The 16,465-nt window shown below is 71.1% G+C and carries 19 protein-coding genes; 9 read left to right on the top strand and 10 right to left on the bottom strand.

From position 1 onward, the window contains the following. Window positions 1-53: 53 nt before the first annotated feature. Together AB0367_RS13535 and AB0367_RS13540 are read left to right on the top strand one after the other, a co-directional pair. Window positions 54-641 carry a CGNR zinc finger domain-containing protein gene (locus AB0367_RS13535; RefSeq protein ID WP_366226565.1) on the top strand — a complete coding sequence of 196 codons (588 nt, stop codon included), beginning with the start codon at window positions 54-56 and terminating at the stop codon, window positions 639-641. Between the two features lie 185 nt (window positions 642-826). Next, a complete protein-coding gene (locus AB0367_RS13540; protein ID WP_366226566.1) occupies window positions 827-1,027 on the top strand; it encodes a cold-shock protein in 201 nt (66 codons plus the stop codon). 57 nt (window positions 1,028-1,084) lie between these two features. Here AB0367_RS13540 and AB0367_RS13545 read toward each other — a convergent pair whose 3' ends face one another. Both AB0367_RS13545 and AB0367_RS13550 read right to left on the bottom strand, forming a co-directional pair. Then, window positions 1,085-1,888 carry a sugar phosphate isomerase/epimerase family protein gene (locus AB0367_RS13545; protein WP_366226567.1) on the bottom strand — a complete coding sequence of 268 codons (804 nt, stop codon included), beginning with the start codon at window positions 1,886-1,888 and terminating at the stop codon, window positions 1,085-1,087. Between the two features lie 40 nt (window positions 1,889-1,928). Then, the gene (locus AB0367_RS13550; protein ID WP_366226568.1) at window positions 1,929-2,858 is read right to left on the bottom strand and encodes a Ppx/GppA phosphatase family protein; all 930 of its coding nucleotides are present in this window, start codon (window positions 2,856-2,858) and stop codon (window positions 1,929-1,931) included. 62 nt (window positions 2,859-2,920) lie between these two features. Between AB0367_RS13550 and AB0367_RS13555 the strand changes: the two genes are divergently transcribed. Then, window positions 2,921-3,745, top strand: coding sequence for a hypothetical protein (locus AB0367_RS13555; protein WP_366226569.1), 825 nt, complete (start codon window positions 2,921-2,923; stop codon window positions 3,743-3,745). 151 nt (window positions 3,746-3,896) lie between these two features. On the opposite strand, the gene AB0367_RS13560 is transcribed toward AB0367_RS13555, so the two are convergent. Continuing rightward, window positions 3,897-4,580 carry a response regulator transcription factor gene (locus AB0367_RS13560; protein ID WP_345123903.1) on the bottom strand — a complete coding sequence of 228 codons (684 nt, stop codon included), beginning with the start codon at window positions 4,578-4,580 and terminating at the stop codon, window positions 3,897-3,899. 77 nt (window positions 4,581-4,657) lie between these two features. After that, entirely contained in the window at window positions 4,658-5,710 is a 1,053-nt protein-coding gene (locus AB0367_RS13565; protein WP_366226799.1) for an ATP-binding protein, read from the bottom strand. 194 nt (window positions 5,711-5,904) lie between these two features. Here AB0367_RS13565 and phoU point away from each other — a divergent pair, with 194 nt between their 5' ends. Then, window positions 5,905-6,561, top strand: coding sequence for a phosphate signaling complex protein PhoU (phoU, locus tag AB0367_RS13570; protein ID WP_366226571.1), 657 nt, complete (start codon window positions 5,905-5,907; stop codon window positions 6,559-6,561). Between the two features lie 60 nt (window positions 6,562-6,621). Here phoU and AB0367_RS13575 read toward each other — a convergent pair whose 3' ends face one another. Next, entirely contained in the window at window positions 6,622-7,374 is a 753-nt protein-coding gene (locus AB0367_RS13575; RefSeq protein ID WP_366226572.1) for a phosphoglyceromutase, read from the bottom strand. Window positions 7,375-7,602: 228 nt separating this feature from the next. Between AB0367_RS13575 and AB0367_RS13580 the strand changes: the two genes are divergently transcribed. Both AB0367_RS13580 and AB0367_RS13585 read left to right on the top strand, forming a co-directional pair. Further along, window positions 7,603-8,847: an MFS transporter gene (locus AB0367_RS13580; protein ID WP_366226573.1), complete on the top strand. Its 1,245-nt coding sequence runs from the start codon at window positions 7,603-7,605 to the stop codon at window positions 8,845-8,847. Window positions 8,848-8,891: 44 nt separating this feature from the next. Further along, a complete protein-coding gene (locus AB0367_RS13585; RefSeq protein WP_366226574.1) occupies window positions 8,892-9,215 on the top strand; it encodes an STAS domain-containing protein in 324 nt (107 codons plus the stop codon). A 479-nt stretch (window positions 9,216-9,694) separates the two neighbouring features. Here the strand turns inward: AB0367_RS13585 and AB0367_RS13590 are convergent, their stop codons facing one another. Together AB0367_RS13590 and mshA are read right to left on the bottom strand one after the other, a co-directional pair. Then, window positions 9,695-10,192: a YbjN domain-containing protein gene (locus tag AB0367_RS13590; RefSeq protein WP_366226575.1), complete on the bottom strand. Its 498-nt coding sequence runs from the start codon at window positions 10,190-10,192 to the stop codon at window positions 9,695-9,697. Beyond that, window positions 10,189-11,490 carry a D-inositol-3-phosphate glycosyltransferase gene (mshA, locus tag AB0367_RS13595; protein WP_366226576.1) on the bottom strand — a complete coding sequence of 434 codons (1,302 nt, stop codon included), beginning with the start codon at window positions 11,488-11,490 and terminating at the stop codon, window positions 10,189-10,191. Before mshA ends, AB0367_RS13590 begins: the two co-directional genes overlap by 4 nt. Window positions 11,491-11,615: 125 nt before the next feature. On the opposite strand from mshA, the gene AB0367_RS13600 reads away from it, so the two are divergent. Continuing rightward, a complete protein-coding gene (locus AB0367_RS13600) occupies window positions 11,616-12,383 on the top strand; it encodes an SDR family oxidoreductase (RefSeq protein ID WP_366226577.1) in 768 nt (255 codons plus the stop codon). Window positions 12,384-12,391: 8 nt separating this feature from the next. Beyond that, window positions 12,392-13,138, top strand: coding sequence for a class I SAM-dependent methyltransferase (locus AB0367_RS13605; RefSeq protein ID WP_366226578.1), 747 nt, complete (start codon window positions 12,392-12,394; stop codon window positions 13,136-13,138). Window positions 13,139-13,336: 198 nt separating this feature from the next. Here the strand turns inward: AB0367_RS13605 and AB0367_RS13610 are convergent, their stop codons facing one another. Then, the gene (locus AB0367_RS13610; RefSeq protein ID WP_366226579.1) at window positions 13,337-14,371 is read right to left on the bottom strand and encodes a UDP-N-acetylmuramate dehydrogenase; all 1,035 of its coding nucleotides are present in this window, start codon (window positions 14,369-14,371) and stop codon (window positions 13,337-13,339) included. Between the two features lie 36 nt (window positions 14,372-14,407). Here AB0367_RS13610 and AB0367_RS13615 point away from each other — a divergent pair, with 36 nt between their 5' ends. Next, on the top strand, window positions 14,408-15,166 hold the full coding sequence (locus tag AB0367_RS13615; RefSeq protein ID WP_366226580.1) for a maleylpyruvate isomerase family mycothiol-dependent enzyme: 759 nt from the start codon (window positions 14,408-14,410) through the stop codon (window positions 15,164-15,166). Here AB0367_RS13615 and AB0367_RS13620 read toward each other — a convergent pair whose 3' ends face one another. Continuing rightward, window positions 15,167-15,679: an O-acetyl-ADP-ribose deacetylase gene (locus AB0367_RS13620; RefSeq protein WP_366226581.1), complete on the bottom strand. Its 513-nt coding sequence runs from the start codon at window positions 15,677-15,679 to the stop codon at window positions 15,167-15,169. It abuts the gene before it with no gap. Beyond that, window positions 15,654-16,457 carry an EI24 domain-containing protein gene (locus AB0367_RS13625; RefSeq protein ID WP_366226582.1) on the bottom strand — a complete coding sequence of 268 codons (804 nt, stop codon included), beginning with the start codon at window positions 16,455-16,457 and terminating at the stop codon, window positions 15,654-15,656. Before AB0367_RS13625 ends, AB0367_RS13620 begins: the two co-directional genes overlap by 26 nt. Window positions 16,458-16,465: the final 8 nt, after the last annotated feature.

The following is a 16,465-nucleotide window of genomic DNA, read 5'->3' on the forward strand; positions in this document are numbered from 1 at the left end:
ACGTCCGGTGACGCCTGGTCGCCACTATGGCATTTCTTGACTACCTTGGTCGGGTGGACTTCGACGCGTATGCGCGGACCGCCGTCGACATCGTCAACGCGCCGCTCGAAAGCATGCAGGACCTCACCGCCCTCTTCGGCGAGGACAGTTGGCAGACCTCGGAAGCGACGGAACGCGATCTGATCGCCCTCCGGCGCGCCCGCAAACGACTCCGGGATGTGTTCGAGCACGGCTCCTCCGGCCGGGACATGGCCGCGGTCGCCGAGCTCAACGCGCTGCTCGAGGCATATCCGATGCAGCCGCGCATCTCCGGTCACGACACCCACGACTGGCACATGCACGTGACCGGCCGAGGCTCGTCGATGAGCTCGGAGCTGCTCGCCGGGGCCGCGTGGGGCCTGGCCGTGTGGCTGTGCGAGCACGGCAGCACGCGCTTCGGCGTCTGCGCCGACGAGCGCTGCGGCAACGTCTACCTGGACACCTCCTCGAACTGCTGCCGCCGCTTCTGCTCGGAGCGCTGCGCCACCCGGTCGCACGTGGCGGCGCACCGGGCTCGCAAGCGCGCCGCCGAGACGGGCGCCGCGCTGGCCGCGGCCCAGATCCCGGTGGATGACTCCGATCGGGCGGTCGTCACCGCATAACTGCTGGAAAACACCCCGGAGCTGGTAAGTTCGGCATATCTTGCGTCATGTGGTTCGCTTTACCGCGCGTCCGATAAGTCGGACACGCGGGGTTGGGCGATGCGGGGCTGGCGACTTTGGTTGGCCGGCCCCCGACACCGGGTAGGTCACCGGATCACAACGCCCTACGAAGGAGAAACAGCACCATGGCCCAGGGAACCGTGAAGTGGTTCAACGCTGAAAAGGGCTTCGGCTTCATCAGCGTGGACGGCGGCGACGACGTCTTCGTCCACTTCTCCGCGATCGTCTCCGACGGCTATCGCAGCCTCGAAGAGAACCAGCGCGTCGAGTTCGAGATCAAGCAGGGTCCCAAGGGCCCCCAGGCCGAGTCCGTCCGCAAGATCTGATCGTCGACTTTCGGCGGCCCCGGCTCGCGCGCTTCACTCGCGGCCGGGGCCGCGCGCTCAGCCGACCGGGGACGGCGTTGCCAGGTGCTGCCGCGCGAATCGCAGCGCCTCCGCCAGATCGGCCTCCCGATCGCCCCGGCTGCCGGCCCGCCGCGTCCCCACCTCGACCGCCACCGAGCCGGTGAAACCGCGGGAGTCCAGCGACGCCAGCAGCTGGGCGCACGGCTGCGTGCCGCGACCCGGCACCAGGTGCTCGTCGCGACCCTTGCCGGTGCCGTCGCCCAGGTGGACGTGGGACAGGTTGCCGGCCATCGTGTCGGCCAGCGCGATGGCGTCCGTCCGGGACGCGGCGCAGTGCGACAGGTCGAGCGTGTAAGCGTCGAACCCGGTCAGCGTCGGATCCCAGCCCGGAGCGTATGGCACGAACTCGCGGCCCGCGCCGCGCAGCGGAAACATGTTCTCCACCGCGAAGCGGATGCCCGGAAACTGCCGGCCCAGGCGCAGGAGACCGGACTGGAAGGTGCGTGCGTACTCACGCTGCCAGGCGAACGGCGGGTGGACGACGACGATCGGCGCGCCCAAGGCGTCGGCGAGCTCGGCGGCCCGGCGCAGCCGCTCCCACGGGTCGGGGCTCCACACCCGCTGAGTGACCATGAGGCAGGGCGCGTGCACGGACAGCACCGGCACGCCGTAGTGCTGGGAGAGCCCGACGAGCGCACCCGTGTCCTGACTCACCGCGTCGGCCCAGACCATGACCTCGACGCCGTCGTAGCCGAGCGCGGCGGCCATTTCGAAGCCGGCCGCGGTGGGCTCGGGAAAGACGGAGGACGTGGACAGCAGAACCGGCACTTGACGACTCACACCACCAGGCTAGCCCCATCCAGGTAGCGTCTCTTGTCGATCAACTTGACTCCAGCACTTCCAGCCGGCGAAGAATCACCCCTTCGCGCAGGGCCCAGGGGCAGATCTGGACCTCGTCGATGCCGAGTGTCCGCATGGTCACCTCGGCCACGACGGCGCCGGCCAGGATCTGGTGCGCCCGGCCCGGGCTGACGCCGTCGATCTCGGCGAGCGCGGCCGACGGCATCCGCCGGATGAAGGACAGGACCTGATGGAGGCCGGTACGGCTGAGCCGCCGCGGCACCCGCGGACCGGCGCCCGACGGCGCGGCCCCGGCGAGGCGCGCCAGAGTGCGGAAGGTCTTCGAGGTGGCGACCGGGCGATCCCATCCGCTGTCCATGAGGCGTTTGGCGGTCTTGGCCACCTCCGCCTCGGCGTATTCCCGCAGCGCATCGACCGACGCCGGTGTGGCCGGGTCGCCGTTCAGCCGCTCGCGGGTCAGCCGGCCGGCGCCCAGCGGCACCGACATCGCCACGTCCGGCTCCTCGTCGATACCCGCCGCCAGTTCCAGGGACCCGCCGCCGATGTCCATCACGAGCAGCCGGCCGGCCGACCAGCCGAACCAGCGGCGCACTGCCAGAAACGTCATGATGGCCTCGGCCTCGCCGGAGAGCACCTGCAGGTCGACGCCGGTCTCCTCGCGCACGCGCTTGAGCACGCGGGCCGAGTTCTTCGCGTCGCGCACCGCGGACGTGGCGAACGCGAGCAGGTCGTCGGTCTCCAGCTTGACGGCGGCGTCGCGGGCCTGCGCCACGGCGGCGATCAGGCTGTCCGCGCCGGCCTTGCTGAGGTCGCCGTCCTTGCCGATGCGCTCGGCGAGGCGCAGCTCGGCCTTCTGCGAGTGGGCCGGCCAGGGGTGTGCGCCGTGGTGCGCGTCGACCAGAAGGAGATGGACCGTATTGGAGCCCACATCGAGCACGCCGAGCCGCATGCCGGTAACCGTAGCTGTGTGGGGTTTCGGCACCGTGCGCAGGACGGCGTACGCTTCGTCAGATGGACATCCACGTCGAGGTCGAAGACCCGGACGACCCGCGCGGCCTCGAGGTCGACCTCGATTTCCCGCGGGAATGGATCGAGTTCGCCGACCCGGCGGACGCCGATCACCTCATCCGCGCCGACCTTACCTGGCTGCTGTCCAACTGGACGTGTGTCTACGGCCGCGGCTGCCACGGCATCATCGAGGGCCGCGAGGAGGAGGGCTGCTGCTCGCACGGCGCCTTCTTCACCGACGAGGACGACCAGGAGCGCGTGCGCGCCGCCGTGAAGAAGCTGACCCCGGAGACCTGGCAGTACTACCGGCGGGGCTTCAAGCGGTACACCGAAACGGACACCATCGACGGCAAGAACAAGGCCCTGCGCACCGCGACCCGCCCGGGCGGCGGCTGCGTCTTCCAGAACGACCCCGGCTTCCCGGGCGGCGGCGGCTGCGCACTGCACGGCCAGGCGCTGCGCGACGGCGTGCACCCGCTGGACTACAAGCCGGACGTCTGCTGGCAGCTGCCGGTCCGCCGCGACCAGGACTGGCGCAAGCGCCCCGACGGCACCAAGCTGCTGGTCTCCACCCTCGGCGAGTTCGACCGCCGCGGCTGGGGCGAGGGCGGCCACGACCTGCACTGGTGGTGCACCTCGTCGCCGGAGGCGCACGTCGGCTCGCAGCGGCTCTACCAGGAGTATGAACCGGAGCTGACGGCGCTAATCGGCAAGGCGGCATACGCCCGGCTGGCCGAGCTGTGCGCGGCGCGCGCCGCCCAGGGCATGATCGCCCAGCACCCGGCCACGACGGCGGCGCTGAAACTCATCCCCATCCGGCCCGTCTGAGCCGGAGCTGGAGCGGCGCGCCCGGGCCACCGGGAGTAGCCGACTGCCACGCGATCCGCGGTCACGTCCTGCGCCGCGAGATGCGGGAGCGCAGGCGTAACCGCGAATCGGTGGCGAACGCCGGCTGAGGCGGCCTGACGACCGCCCGGACTCACGGCTCGAACTTGTAGCCCAGGCCGCGCACGGTGACGATGTACCGCGGCGCCGAGGGCTCCGGCTCGATCTTCGAGCGCAGCCGCTTGACGTGCACGTCGAGGGTCTTGGTGTCGCCCACGTAGTCGGCGCCCCACACGCGGTCGATCAGCTGGCCGCGGGTCAGCACCCGGCCGGCGTTGCGCAGCAGCAGCTCGAGCAGCTCGAACTCCTTCAGCGGCAGCTGGACGGCGTCGCCTGCGACGGTCACGACGTGCCGGTCGACGTCCATGCGGACCGGGCCGGCCGACAGCGTCGGCGGGGCCAGCTCACCGACGGCGTCGACCTGGCGGCGCAGCACCGCGCGGATGCGGGCCACCAGCTCGCGCGGCGAATACGGCTTGGTGACGTAGTCGTCGGCGCCGATCTCCAGGCCGACCACCTTGTCGATCTCGCTGTCCCGCGCGGTGATCATGATGATCGGCACGTTGGACTTCTGCCGCATCTGCCGGCACACCTCGGTGCCCGACATCTCGGGGAGCATCAGGTCGAGCAGAACGATGTCCGCGCCGGTGCGGTCGAACTCCGTCAAGGCCTCGGTGCCGGTCGCCGCGATGGAGACCTCGAAGCCCTCGCGACGGAGCATGTACGACAACGGGTCAGAGATCGACTCTTCGTCCTCGACCACGAGTACGCGCGCCAACGTGCTGTCCTTTCGTAGCTGCCGGGAAGCACCATGGCGCTGCGAACCGCGGGCTGGAGATTGCTGTTGCATAACGATCATGGGACTCCTCCGATCTCAACTGACGGCGGTAGCGACAACGCGGCCTCCGTCGGACGCGAAGGCAGCCGCAACGTGAACGTCGAGCCAACTCCTACGGCGCTGGTCACCGTGACGCGGCCACCGTGGTTGGTCGAGATGTGTTTGACGATCGCGAGGCCCAGCCCCGTGCCGCCGGTCGCCCGGGAGCGCGCCCGATCGGCGCGGTAGAACCGCTCGAAGATGCGGTCGATGTCACGCGGCTCGATGCCGATGCCCTGGTCGGCGACGCCGATCTCCACGAAGCCGTTGTCCTCGCTCGTGGTGACCGTGACCGTGGTCCGCTCCGGCGAGTACGCGATGGCGTTCTCCACCAGATTGACCACCGCGGTCACGAGCTGGTTCTCGTTGCCGTAGACGGTCAGTCCGCGCGTGCCCTGGAAGCTCAGCTCGATCTCCTTGGCCGAGGCGGGGGTCTTGGCCCGGTCCAGCACCTCGACGGCGATCTTGTCGACGTCGACCGGCTCCGGCTCGGGCAGCGGCTCCGCGCCCTGCAGCCGGGACAGCTCCAGCAGCTCGGAGACGAGCCTGCCGAGCCGCGACGACTCGTGCTTGATCCGCTCAGCGAAGCGGATGGCGGCGGCCGGGTCCTTGTCGGTGGCGTCCAGCAGGGCCTCGGCGAGCAGTTGCAGCGCGCCGACGGGGGTCTTGAGCTCATGGCTCACGTTGGCGACGAAGTCACGGCGCACGCGGGCGACCCGGTGGGCCTCGGTGACGTCGGCCGCCTCGATCGCGACCCGCCCGCCATCGAGCGCGACCGCGCGGACGTTGACCCCGAGGGGCTCGCCGTGCGTGAGGCGGGGCAGGTCTAGCTCGACGACGCGGGTGATGCCCGTGCGACGGACCTGGCCGGCGAGGGTGCGCACGATCGTGTGCGCCTCGTCGGCGGGGGCGGGGCCCTGGCGCTGACGGACGAGGCCCATCTCACGCGCCGCCGCGTTGGCGAGCACGGGTTTATCGGCCTCGTCGAGCACGAGCACCCCGACTTGCAGCGCGTCGAGGACGTCGGTCATCGCCGGACCGTCGGCCTTCGACTGCCGAAACTTCCAATCCACGATCCGATGGTAGGAGACGGTCTACTGCATCCAGCGCGCACAGAGGCACGAAACGGGCTCACGACGTCCAGTGTTCACCCTGCTGGCGGCCGTTGTTCATCGGTACGTCCGGCTTCGGGCCCTACGGTGTCGTACAAAACGATGGGAGCACTATGCGCGACGAATATCGGGCCGATCTTCTGCAGGTCAACAAGCTGCTGGTGTGGATGGCCGACGCGGTGCGCTCGGCGATGCGCCGCGCGACCAATGCCCTGCTCAACGCCGACCAGACGGACGCGGAAGAGGTCATCGCCCGCGACGCCGAGGTCAACGCGCTCTACCGGCTGGTCGAGGACAAGGTGTACGACTTGTGCGCCCGCCAGGCCCCGGTCGCCTCCGACCTGCGGGTCGTGCTGACCGCCCTGCACCTGGCCACCGACCTGGAGCGGATGGGCGACCTGGCCGAGCATGTCGCGAAGACCGCGCTGCGCCGCCACCCGGCGCGGGCCGTGCCGGAGCCGCTGGTCGAGACGTTCGAGCAGATGGGCACGGTCGCCGACCGCATCGCCGGCAAGATCTCCAGCGCCATCTCCAACCTCGACGTGGTCGCCGCCGGCCAGCTCGAGCGCGACGACGATGCGATGGACAAGCTGCACAAGGACCTGTTCGAGATCATGTTTGGGCCGAAGTGGACCGAGGACACCGAGGCCGCCGTTGACTCGGCACTGCTCGGGCGCTTCTACGAGCGGTACGCCGACCACGCCGTCAACGCCGGCCGGCACGTGGTGTTCCTCGTCACCGGCGAGAACCTGGACGGCCGCGAGGAGTGAGCAGAAAGGGGAGGGGCCGCGGCCCCTCCCCTTTCGTCGTGCCTTCGTCGTGCGGAGGGCCTACCGGCCCTGGTTGGCCACCGCCGCGGCGGCCTCCTTGGCCGCCTCCGGGTCCAGGTACGTGCCGCCGGCCGTGATCGGCTTGAGCGAGGCGTCCAGGTCGAAGCGCAGCGGGATGCCCGTCGGGATGTTGAGCTTGGCGATCGCCTCGTCGGAGATGCCGTCGAGGTGCTTCACGAGCGCGCGCAGCGAGTTGCCGTGCGCCGCGACCAGCACCGTCTTGCCGTCGAGCAGCTGCGGCACGATCCGGTCGTACCAGTACGGCAGCATCCGCGCGACGACGTCCTTCAGGCACTCGGTCTTCGGCCGCAGCTCCGGCGGCAGCGTGGCGTAGCGCGGGTCGCCCGCCTGCGACCACTCGTCGTCGTCGGCGATGGGCGGCGGGGGCGTGTCGTACGAGCGGCGCCAGAGCATGAACTGCTCCTCGCCGTACTCCTCCAGGGTCTGCTTCTTGTTCTTGCCCTGCAGGGCGCCGTAGTGCCGCTCGTTGAGCCGCCAGCTGCGCTGGACGGGAATCCAGTGCCGGTCGGCGGTGTGCAAGGCGATCTCGCTGGTACGGATGGCACGGCGCAGCACTGACGTGTGCACCACATCCGGCAGGAGACCGGACTCACGGATCAGCTCGCCGCCCCGACGGGCCTCGGCCTCTCCTTGGGCGCTGAGGTCCACGTCGACCCAGCCGGTGAACAGGTTCTTGGCGTTCCACTCGCTCTCACCGTGCCGCAAGAGCACCAGTGTCCCGACTTCGCTCATGTCCTCATCCTCCCGCACCGAATCACTTCGACATCACACGGCTCCGGCTGTAAGGCAGCGAAACCATGGCGGACATTACGGGGAAGCGTCGGATGCCGAGTTCCGGGTGATGTGGACCGCGCGCGGGCGCGGGAACGGCGGGCGGCCGCCCAGGCCGTCGCGGCCCAGAAGAACGCCCTGGCTAAGATCCAAACTGTAAGGAGCGTTTACTAACGGGGGAGCTGACACGTGCGCAACTGGTTCCGGTCCACGATCGGCGGGCTCCCCAGGCTCTACTGGTACCTCTGGACCGGCATGCTGATCAACCGCGTCGGCGGCTTCGTCGCGCTGGTCCTCTCGCTCTACCTCACCTCCGACCGCAACGTCGCCCTGCCCGTCGCCGGTCTGGTGGTCGGCGTGTACGGCATCGGCGGCATCGCGGGCGTGCTGCTCGGCGGCGTGCTGGCCGACCGGTGGGGCCGCCGCCCGACGCTGCTGCTCGCTCACTTCGGCGCCGTGGCCGTGCTCGTGGGCCTCACGTTCGCCCGGCCCATCCCGGCCATCGCCGTGCTGGCGGCACTGCTCGGCCTCATGCACTCGATGCCCGGCCCGGCCTTCGTCGCCGCCATCGTCGACGTAACCCCGACCGACGACCGCAGCCGCGCGTTCAATCTGCAGTTCTGGGCGTTCAACCTGGGCATGGCGGTCGCGTCGGTGCTGGCCGGGGCGCTCGCCGAGGTGAGCTTCACGCTGCTGTTCGCCGTGGACGCGAGCGCCACACTGCTGACGGCGCTGTTGATCCTGTGGAAGGTGCGCGAGACTCGGCCGACGCCGCCGGCCCGGCCGGCGCGACGGACCGCGCAGAAGTCCTCGGGCGGCCTGCACACGGCGCTGACCGACCGGGCGTACATGCTCTTCGTCGGGCTGTCGCTGCTGCTGGCGATCCTGTCCATGCAGACCTCGACGATCCTGCCGCTGGCGATCACCGGCGACGGGCTGCGGCCGTCGGTCTACGGGGCGGTCGTCGCCTACGCCGCGCTGCTCATCGTCATCGGCCAGCTGTTCGTGCCGCGGTTGATCGACCGCTGGCGCAAGGGCACCTCGCTCGCGATCGCCAACGTCTTCCTCGGCCTGGGCTTCGCCGCGGTCTCCCTCGCCGACGGCGTGCTCGGCTACCTCGTCGCGGCGACCGTGTGGACCGTCGGCTCGATGATCGCCGCCCCGCCGAACGCCGCCGTCATCGCGGAGCTGTCCCCGGCCGAGCTGCGTGGCCGGTACCAGAGCGTGTTCTACCTGACCTTCCCGGCGGCGAGCTTCATCGCGCCCGCGGCCGGCGGGGTGAGCCTGCAGTACCTCGGTGACTGGCACTGGATCGTCTGCGGCGCCCTCGGCCTGGTGGCCGCGGCCGGTCACCTGTTGATCCAGCCCGCGCGCGAGCGCCGGGTGGCGCAGCAACTGGAGGCGGAAAGGTTTGCGGTACCCGTCGCCGGGTAATGCGCCCGTTCCTGCAGGAGGTGCCGGACGGGAGGAGGCGGGAGTTGGACGGCTTGTCCGCGACCCTGGAGCCCACGCCGCCGGACACGGTCGTCATCCGGCTCGCCGGCGAACTGGACCTCGCCACGCGGGAGCAGGTGACCGAGGCCGTTCGCGCCGTGCTCCCCACCTTCCGCCCCGACTCCCTGGTCCTGGACCTGCATGAGGTGACGCTGCTGGACTCGGCGGGCATCGGCGCCCTGGTGAGTTGCTGGAAGCTCGCCAACGGCGCGGGCTGCACGCTGCGGCTGCGCAACCCGCGCCCACTCGCGTATGCCCAGCTCGAGCTCACCGGCCTGCTGGACGTGTTCGCGCTGCCACGCGCCTGAGCCGCACGCTTCGCATGCGAGAAGAAATCGTTGGCCTTGGCCTCTTCGGCCTCACACCGGCGGCAGCGGGTGACGTGCACCCCCAGTCCACGACACCCGCCCTGCTGCGATCCGAAGACCGCGCGTGCCGCCGGTTGGCGATGACGCGCCCCGCCCGGACACGTCACCGCAAGCGGGCCTTTCGGCCCGGAACACCCCCGCCGTTCCCCAACTACAGGAATCGCCGGATCCGAAGTCGACGGTACGCGGCGGCCGAATCGAGCGACAAGTAAACGCACTGTCAGCTCGCTCACACAATTGAAACAATCGAAATCAATCGAAATATTGGAATCTCAGCCGCAGCTCAGCCGGGACGACGTTCCGTCGCGGCGCACGAAGACTCGGGACGTTTGCTCATCGTTGTCGATTCCGTAACCATTCTCGAGCCTGATCTTCTCCACGATCGTCGCGGACGCGACAGGCCGGCGGGCCGAGAACCACTAAACGGGTCTATTCACGAAGTCCGTGAAGGCCCGGAGGTTGTCCAGCGGCTCGCCGCGCTTGACGCGCCACTCCCACTCGCGGCGAATCGCCGAGCCGAAGCCGATCTCCAGCATCGGGTCGAAGCTCTCGTCGGCATACGTGAGCACCGCACCGAGCAGCCGGTCGAGCTCCTCCTCCGTCACGGCGTGCAGCGGCAGCCTTCCTACCAGGTAGACGTCCCCGGTGGTGTCGACGCTGAACGCGACGCCGTACATGCGGGCGTTGCGCTGCAGCAGCCACTCCCACAGGGCCTCGCGGTTCTCGTCGGGGTGGCGCATGACGAAGGCCTCGACGCGCAGCGCGTGGTCACCGACGATCAGGTTGCAGTTGGTCTTCTGCTTGTGGGTGCCAGGCAGCGTCACGACGTACGAGTGCTCACCGGTGCGGTCCCAGGCCAGCTCGCCCTCCGTCGCGACGCGCTCGATGAGCGCGCAGACCTCGGACCTGTTCGTCATGCCGCGACCGCCTCCCGGTGGAACTCCAGCGCGTCGCGGTAGGCGGCCAGCAGGCCGCTCGCGGTGTGCGCCCACGAGAACTCCCGGGCGTGCCGCACCGCGCCGAGCGACAGCGCCGCACGCCGGGCCGGCTCGGCCAGCAGCGGCCCGAGCACGGACGCCCAGTCCGCCGGCTGGTGCGAGCCGACCAGGAGCCCCGACACGCCATCGCGGACCGCGGTCACCAGCCCGCCGACGGTCGCCGCGACGACCGGCGTGCCGCACGCCTGCGCCTCGATCGCGACCAGACCGAACGACTCGTTGAAGCTGGGCACCGCGACGATGTCCACCGCGCGGAACAGGTCGGCGAGCGCGTCGCGCGGCTGGGGCGGCAGGAAGCGCACGATGTCGGCGATGCCCAGGTGACTGGCGAGCTCCATGAGGGCGGTGGGCCGGTCCAGACCCGAGCCGCTGGGCCCGCCGCAGATCACCACGAGCAGCTTCGGGTCACTGGCGCGCAGCTCGGCGGCGGCGCGCAGCAGGATGTCGGGCGCCTTGAGCGGCTGGATGCGCCCCGCGAACGCGACGATGTGCGCGTCGGCGGGCAGGCCGAAGTGCTCCCGGGCAGCGAGCTTGCGGTGCGGCCGGGGCGCGAACCGCTCGAGGTCCACGCCCGGCGGGACGACGGACACCTTGCGCGGGTCGGCGCGGTACAGCTCGATCAGGTCGTCGGCCTCGGCCGGCGTATTGGTGACCAGGCCGTCGGCGGCGGCCACGACCTGCTCCTCGCCGATCACGCGGGCCATCGGCTCGGGCTTGTCCCCCTCGGCGAGGAGCTGGTTCTTAACCTTGGCCAGGGTGTGCGCGGTGTGCACCAGCGGCACGCCCCAGCGGTCCTTCGCGAGCCAGCCGACCTGCCCGGAGAGCCAGTAGTGCGAGTGGACCAGGTCATACCAGCCGTAGGGCCGGGCGGCCTCGGCGCGCAGCACGCCGCCGGTGAACGCGCACAGCTGCGCCGGCAGGTCCTCCTTCGCCAGCCCCTCGAACGGTCCGGCGATGATGTGGCGCACCACGACCCCGGGTGCCATCTCCACGACGGGGGGCAGCTCGCTGGTGGTGGCCCGGGTGAAGATCTCGACCTCGACGCCGGCCCGGGCGAGCCGCTCGGCCACCTCGACGATGTACACGTTCATCCCGCCGGCGTCGCCGGTGCCCGGCTGGTCCAGCGGCGAGGTGTGCACCGACAGCGTCGCGACGCGTCTGGGAAGGGAACGGCGGGAGTGCGGGGTGTGACCGTGCAGCGAGTCGACCCGCGCCACGTCGTGCTCCTGTCTGTTGCCGGGTGGTTACATCTTCCCAACCATCCATGTTCCCCCGTGGGTGGGCGTCTACCCACCGTTGCGTTGGTCACTGCGTTCCGGGCAACTTCGTGCAGGATGGCCACATGTCTACTCGAATCGCCGTGGTCACCGGCGCCTCCAGCGGTATCGGCGCCGCGACCGCCCGCCGTCTCGACGTCGAGGGCTTCCACGTGGTCGCCGTCGCCCGTCGTGAGGACCGGCTCAAGGACCTGGTGGGCACCCTCGCCTCCGCGACCGCCGTCGTCGCCGACGTGACCTCCGACGCGTCGGTCGCCGCCCTCGCCGACACCGTCGCCCTCCTGGCCGCCGAGCGTAACGGCATCGTCGAACTGCTGGTCAACAACGCGGGCGGGGCCATCGGCGCGGAGACGGTGGAGAACGCCGACCTGTCAGACTGGCAGTGGATGTTCGACGTCAACGTGCTCGGCACGGTCCGGGTCACCAAGGCCCTGCTGCCGCTGCTCGAGCACTCCGGCCGGGCCACGGTCGTGGTGCTGAGCTCGACCGCGGGCCTGGTCGTCTACGAGGGCGGCGGCGGATACACGGCGGCCAAGCACGCCCAGACCGCGGTCGCCGAGACGCTGCGCCTGGAGCTCAACGGCCGCCCGATCCGGGTCGTCGAGATCGACCCCGGCATGGTCCGGACCGACGAGTTCGCCCTCAAGCGCTTCGAGGGCGACGCGGAGAAGGCCGCGGCGGTGTATGCGGGCGTCGCCGAGCCGCTCGTCGCCGAGGACATCGCCGACTGCATCGCCTGGACGGCGACCCGGCCGCACCACGTCAACATCGACCGGCTCGTGGTCCGCCCGCTGGCCCAGGCCGCGCAGCACAAGGTCCACCGGGTCCTCTGAAGGCTGCCATGAGACCGGTCGGGGCCATCACACGCGGTACGACGAACCCCAACCGTCTGCGCCGGATCGACAACTGGATCGCCGCGACGCTCGGCGGGGTGCTCCGCCGGGCGCCGGACCCGCTCGTGGTCGACCTCGGCTACGGTGCCTCGCCGATCACCACGATCGAGCTGCGGGCGCGCCTCGGCGTCCCGGTCGTCGGCCTGGAGATCGACCCGGAACGCGTGGCGGCCGCGCAGCCGTACGCGACCCCGGACCTGCGGTTCCGCCTCGGCGGCTTCGAGCTGGCCGGCCTGCGCCCGACGCTGGTGCGCGCGTTCAACGTGCTGCGCCAGTACGACGAGGCCGACGTGCCCGCGGCCTGGGCGGCGATGACCGCGACGGGCGCCCTGCTGGTCGAGGGCACCTGCGACGAGCTGGGCCGGCTGGCCGCGTGGGTGCTTGTCTCCCCCGCCGGCCCGCGCACCCTGACCCTGGCGAGCCGCCTCGCCAACTTGGACAATCCGGGCACGCTCGCCGAACGCCTCCCGAAGTGCCTGATCCACCACAACGTCCCCGGGGAGCGCATCCACGCCCTGCTGGCCGCGCTGGACACCGGTTGGCGGGCGGCGGCACCGCTGTCCGTCTTCGGCCCGCGCCAGCGCTGGCGCCGCGCGGTGGAGTCGGCCCGGGAGGCGGGCTGGCCGGTGCTCGACCGCCCGTCACGCTGGCGACTGGGCGAGATCACGGTGCCCTACGCGGCCGTCGCCCCGTGACGAGCCGCGGAAACGCGGCTTCTGGCGTGCCGGCCTAGGGTCCGTTTCATAACTGGGGTGGGAGCGAGGCGGAGTCCAGATTTCGTCTGCGTGCGGCCCGCGGAAGCCAGGCTACCGGTGTTGTAACCGGGCTTTCGCGGGACGTGCGCAGGCGGAATCTGGGCCCGCCGCAGCCCCGCCTCAGTTATGAAACGGACCCTAGAGCGCGCAGTTCACCAGGACCGGCTCCGGGTGCAGTTCGACGCCGAAGCGCGCCGACACGCCCGCGCGGATCTCGCGGGCCAGGTCCAGCAGGGCCGCCGTCGTGCCGGTGCCGCGGTTGGTCAGGGCCAGGGTGTGCTTGCCGGACAGCGCCACCCCGCGCGCCGGGTCGCCGTGGCCCTTGGCGAAACCGGCCCGCTCGATGAGCCACGCCGCACTGAGCTTCACCGCGTCGCCCGCGGGCCACGACGGCGGGGTGCCGAACTCGGCCGCCAGCTCGCGCACCCGCTCGAAGTCCGCGGCCGGGACGACCGGGTTGGTGAAGAAGGAGCCGACCGAGTACGTGTCCGGGTCCGCCGGGTCGAGGACCATGCCCTTGCCGGCGCGAAGCTTCAGCACCGCCGACCGCACCTCCTCAAGCGGCGCCGTCTCGCCCTGCGCCACCCCGAGCGCGCGGGCCAGCTCCGCGTACGCGATCGGCGTCGAGCGCCCGGAGAGGGCCAGCCGGAACGTCACCGCCAGCACCACGAACCGGGCGTTGTGCTTGAAGACGCTCGTGCGGTAGGCGAACCCGCACGCCGCGGCCGGCAGGGTGACGATCTCGTCGCGCTCGCGGTCGTAGGCGCGAACCTCGGCGATGGTCTCGGCGACCTCCTGGCCGTAGGCGCCGACATTCTGGATCGGGGTGGCGCCGGCCGAGCCCGGAATGCCCGACAGCGACTCGATGCCGGACCACCCGTTCGACACCGCGGTCGCGACGACGTCGTCCCACGGGTGACCGGCGGCAACCGTCAGGGTTACCACGCCGTCGTGAATCTCCTCGCGCATCCCGCGCTGGCGCAGCAGGACGACGGTGCCGGGAAAGCCCCCGTCGGCGACGACGACGTTGCTGCCGCCAGCGAGGATCAGCTGGTCGCCCCCGCAGCGCAGGGCCGCGAGGGTCTCGGCCTCGGTGGTGGCCTCGATCAGGCGACCGGCCGGGCCGCCGAGGCGCAGGGTCGTGAACGCGGCGAGCGCGGCGGGTTCGGGCACCGCACCAGACTAAGCGGTGCCCTAATCTTGTTGCCTATGAGCAAGCCTCAGCTCACCAAGGACATTTGGCTGGCCGCCCTTCGCGCGGAGGGCGACGCGTTTCGCGCCGTCCTCAACGGCGGCACGCCGCTCGACGCCCCGGTGCCGAGCTGTCCGGGCTGGAGCCTTGGCGATCTCGCGTGGCATTTGAGTTTGGTGTACTCGTATGTCACCGGCCACGTCGCCCGCGGGCTGCTCGACAAGCCCGAGCCCCGGCGCACCGACCCGCTGCCGGAGGGGGTCGACGCGGCGACGGCGTGGACCGACGCGTTCACCGAGCTCGTGGCGACGCTCGACGCCGTCGAGCCGGAGCTGCCCGCCTGGAACTTCGCGCCCCAGGCGAAGAAGGCATCCTTCTGGCACCGCCGCATGGCGCACGAGACGGTGATCCACCGCTGGGACGCCCAGATGGCCGGCGGCCTCGCCGGGCCGATCGAGGCGCGGCTCGCCAGCGACAACGTCACCGAGGTGCTCGACACCTGGCTGCCCGCCGGCCGACGCGGCGGACCCGTCGACCGGGCCGGCATGATCGCGCTGCACGCGACGGACAGCGATCAGGTGTGGTATGTCCGGCTGCGCGGCGCCGGCATCGCCCTGCTCGACACCGACACGCTGCTCGACTCCGACGACCATCACGAGCGCGCCACCGCCAGTGGCTCGGCCAGCGACCTGGCCCTGGCGCTGTGGGGCCGCGTCCCGTTCGACACGCTCCTGGTCAGTGGCGACGCCACGCTCCTGCGCGGCCTGCTCGCCTGATCACCCGCGCGCCTGCCGGATGCGCTCGGCGCGGCGGCGCGTCTGCTCGTCGAAGAGCACGAGGAGTACGACTCCCGGAAATCGCTCTTCCTCGAAGGCCGCGAGGGCCTGGGCGATCGCGTCGTCCACCGGCCAGGCGAACGCGCCCGATGAGATCAGCGGAAACGCGATCGACTCGGCGCCCAGCTCCGCGGCGAGGCGCAGTGAGTTGACGTAGCACGCGCGCAGCGTCGGCGCCCGGTTCTCGTCGGCGCGGTAGACCGGCCCGACGGTGTGGATGACCCAGCGGGCGGGCAGGTCACCCGCGGTCGTGGCGACGGCGCGGCCGGCGGGCAAGCCCTTCGGATACGTGGTCTCACGCAACGCGCGGCACTCGGCCAGGATCGCGGGGCCGCCGCGGTGGTGGATCGCGCCGTCCACGCCCCCGCCGCCGAGCAGGGTGGAGTTCGCGGCGTTGACGATCGCGTCCACGCGCTGCTGGGTGATGTCACCGCGTAACAGCGTGAGGCGCACTCGCCGGCTCCTCCCCGATGTGCAGGCCGAACGCCCGGCGGGTCAGCAGCGTGCCGCCGACGACCGCGGCCGGCACCACGATGATCGCCGCCAGCGGCACCAGCAGCATCAGGAAGACCGGGATGCCGAAGCCGAGCGCCATCGGGCGGTGGGCGCGCAGGATCCTGCGCCGGTCCCGCAGGCGCAGGCCCCGGCGGTTGAACGGGATGCCGGTCAGCTCGACGGCGATGAGCCAGCCGCCGCCGATCGCGTTGAGCACCGGCACGACGGTCTGCCCGACGACCGGCACGAACCCGAGCAGGAACAACGGGATCGCCAGTGCGATGCCGAGCGCGATCAGCCGGATGGAGTCCACGAGGCTGGGCCAGAGCGTGCGATACCACGGCAGGTCCACCACCCCGGGCGTCCCGCCCAGCCCGTCCTCGATCCGCTCGGAGATGGCCTCGTAGAACGGGTCGCCGATCAGCAGCGTGATCGCCGTGAACGTGAGCGCCGAGATCAGCGCGGCCACCACCAGAATGCCGGCCCCGGCGCCGAACTCGACGAGCCTGCGCCACCCGGCGGACCAGTCGTCGGCGAACCACGTCACCGCCGACGCGATCTCATCGATGTAGCTGATCAGGAACACCCATCCGACGGCGAACAGCGCGCACGTGACGACGGCCGGGATCGCGCCGAGCAGCAGCAGCTTCGGATTGCTCCCGTATCGCGCGAAGCCCCGCCCCAGCAGCCGCAGCCCGGCCAGGAACTCGGACCCCGCCGATCTCACCTGTCCCACGGCAAGGC

This window comes from Dactylosporangium sp. NPDC051484 (assembly GCF_040689395.1).
Lineage (GTDB): Bacteria > Actinomycetota > Actinomycetes > Mycobacteriales > Micromonosporaceae > Dactylosporangium.

What these genes read in the sequence shown, in the direction of transcription:
- AB0367_RS13555 (WP_366226569.1), top strand. Translation starts at nt 2,921, where the DNA reads ATGGACATCCACGTCGAGGTCGAAGACCCGGACGACCCGCGCGGCCTC.
- AB0367_RS13575 (WP_366226572.1), bottom strand. Translation starts at nt 7,374, where the DNA reads ATGAGCGAAGTCGGGACACTGGTGCTCTTGCGGCACGGTGAGAGCGAG.
- AB0367_RS13550 (WP_366226568.1), bottom strand. Translation starts at nt 2,858, where the DNA reads ATGCGGCTCGGCGTGCTCGATGTGGGCTCCAATACGGTCCATCTCCTT.
- AB0367_RS13615 (WP_366226580.1), top strand. Translation starts at nt 14,408, where the DNA reads ATGAGCAAGCCTCAGCTCACCAAGGACATTTGGCTGGCCGCCCTTCGC.
- AB0367_RS13540 (WP_366226566.1), top strand. Translation starts at nt 827, where the DNA reads ATGGCCCAGGGAACCGTGAAGTGGTTCAACGCTGAAAAGGGCTTCGGC.
- AB0367_RS13605 (WP_366226578.1), top strand. Translation starts at nt 12,392, where the DNA reads ATGAGACCGGTCGGGGCCATCACACGCGGTACGACGAACCCCAACCGT.
- AB0367_RS13565 (WP_366226799.1), bottom strand. Translation starts at nt 5,710, where the DNA reads ATGACCGACGTCCTCGACGCGCTGCAAGTCGGGGTGCTCGTGCTCGAC.
- AB0367_RS13590 (WP_366226575.1), bottom strand. Translation starts at nt 10,192, where the DNA reads ATGACGAACAGGTCCGAGGTCTGCGCGCTCATCGAGCGCGTCGCGACG.
- phoU (WP_366226571.1), top strand. Translation starts at nt 5,905, where the DNA reads ATGCGCGACGAATATCGGGCCGATCTTCTGCAGGTCAACAAGCTGCTG.
- AB0367_RS13600 (WP_366226577.1), top strand. Translation starts at nt 11,616, where the DNA reads ATGTCTACTCGAATCGCCGTGGTCACCGGCGCCTCCAGCGGTATCGGC.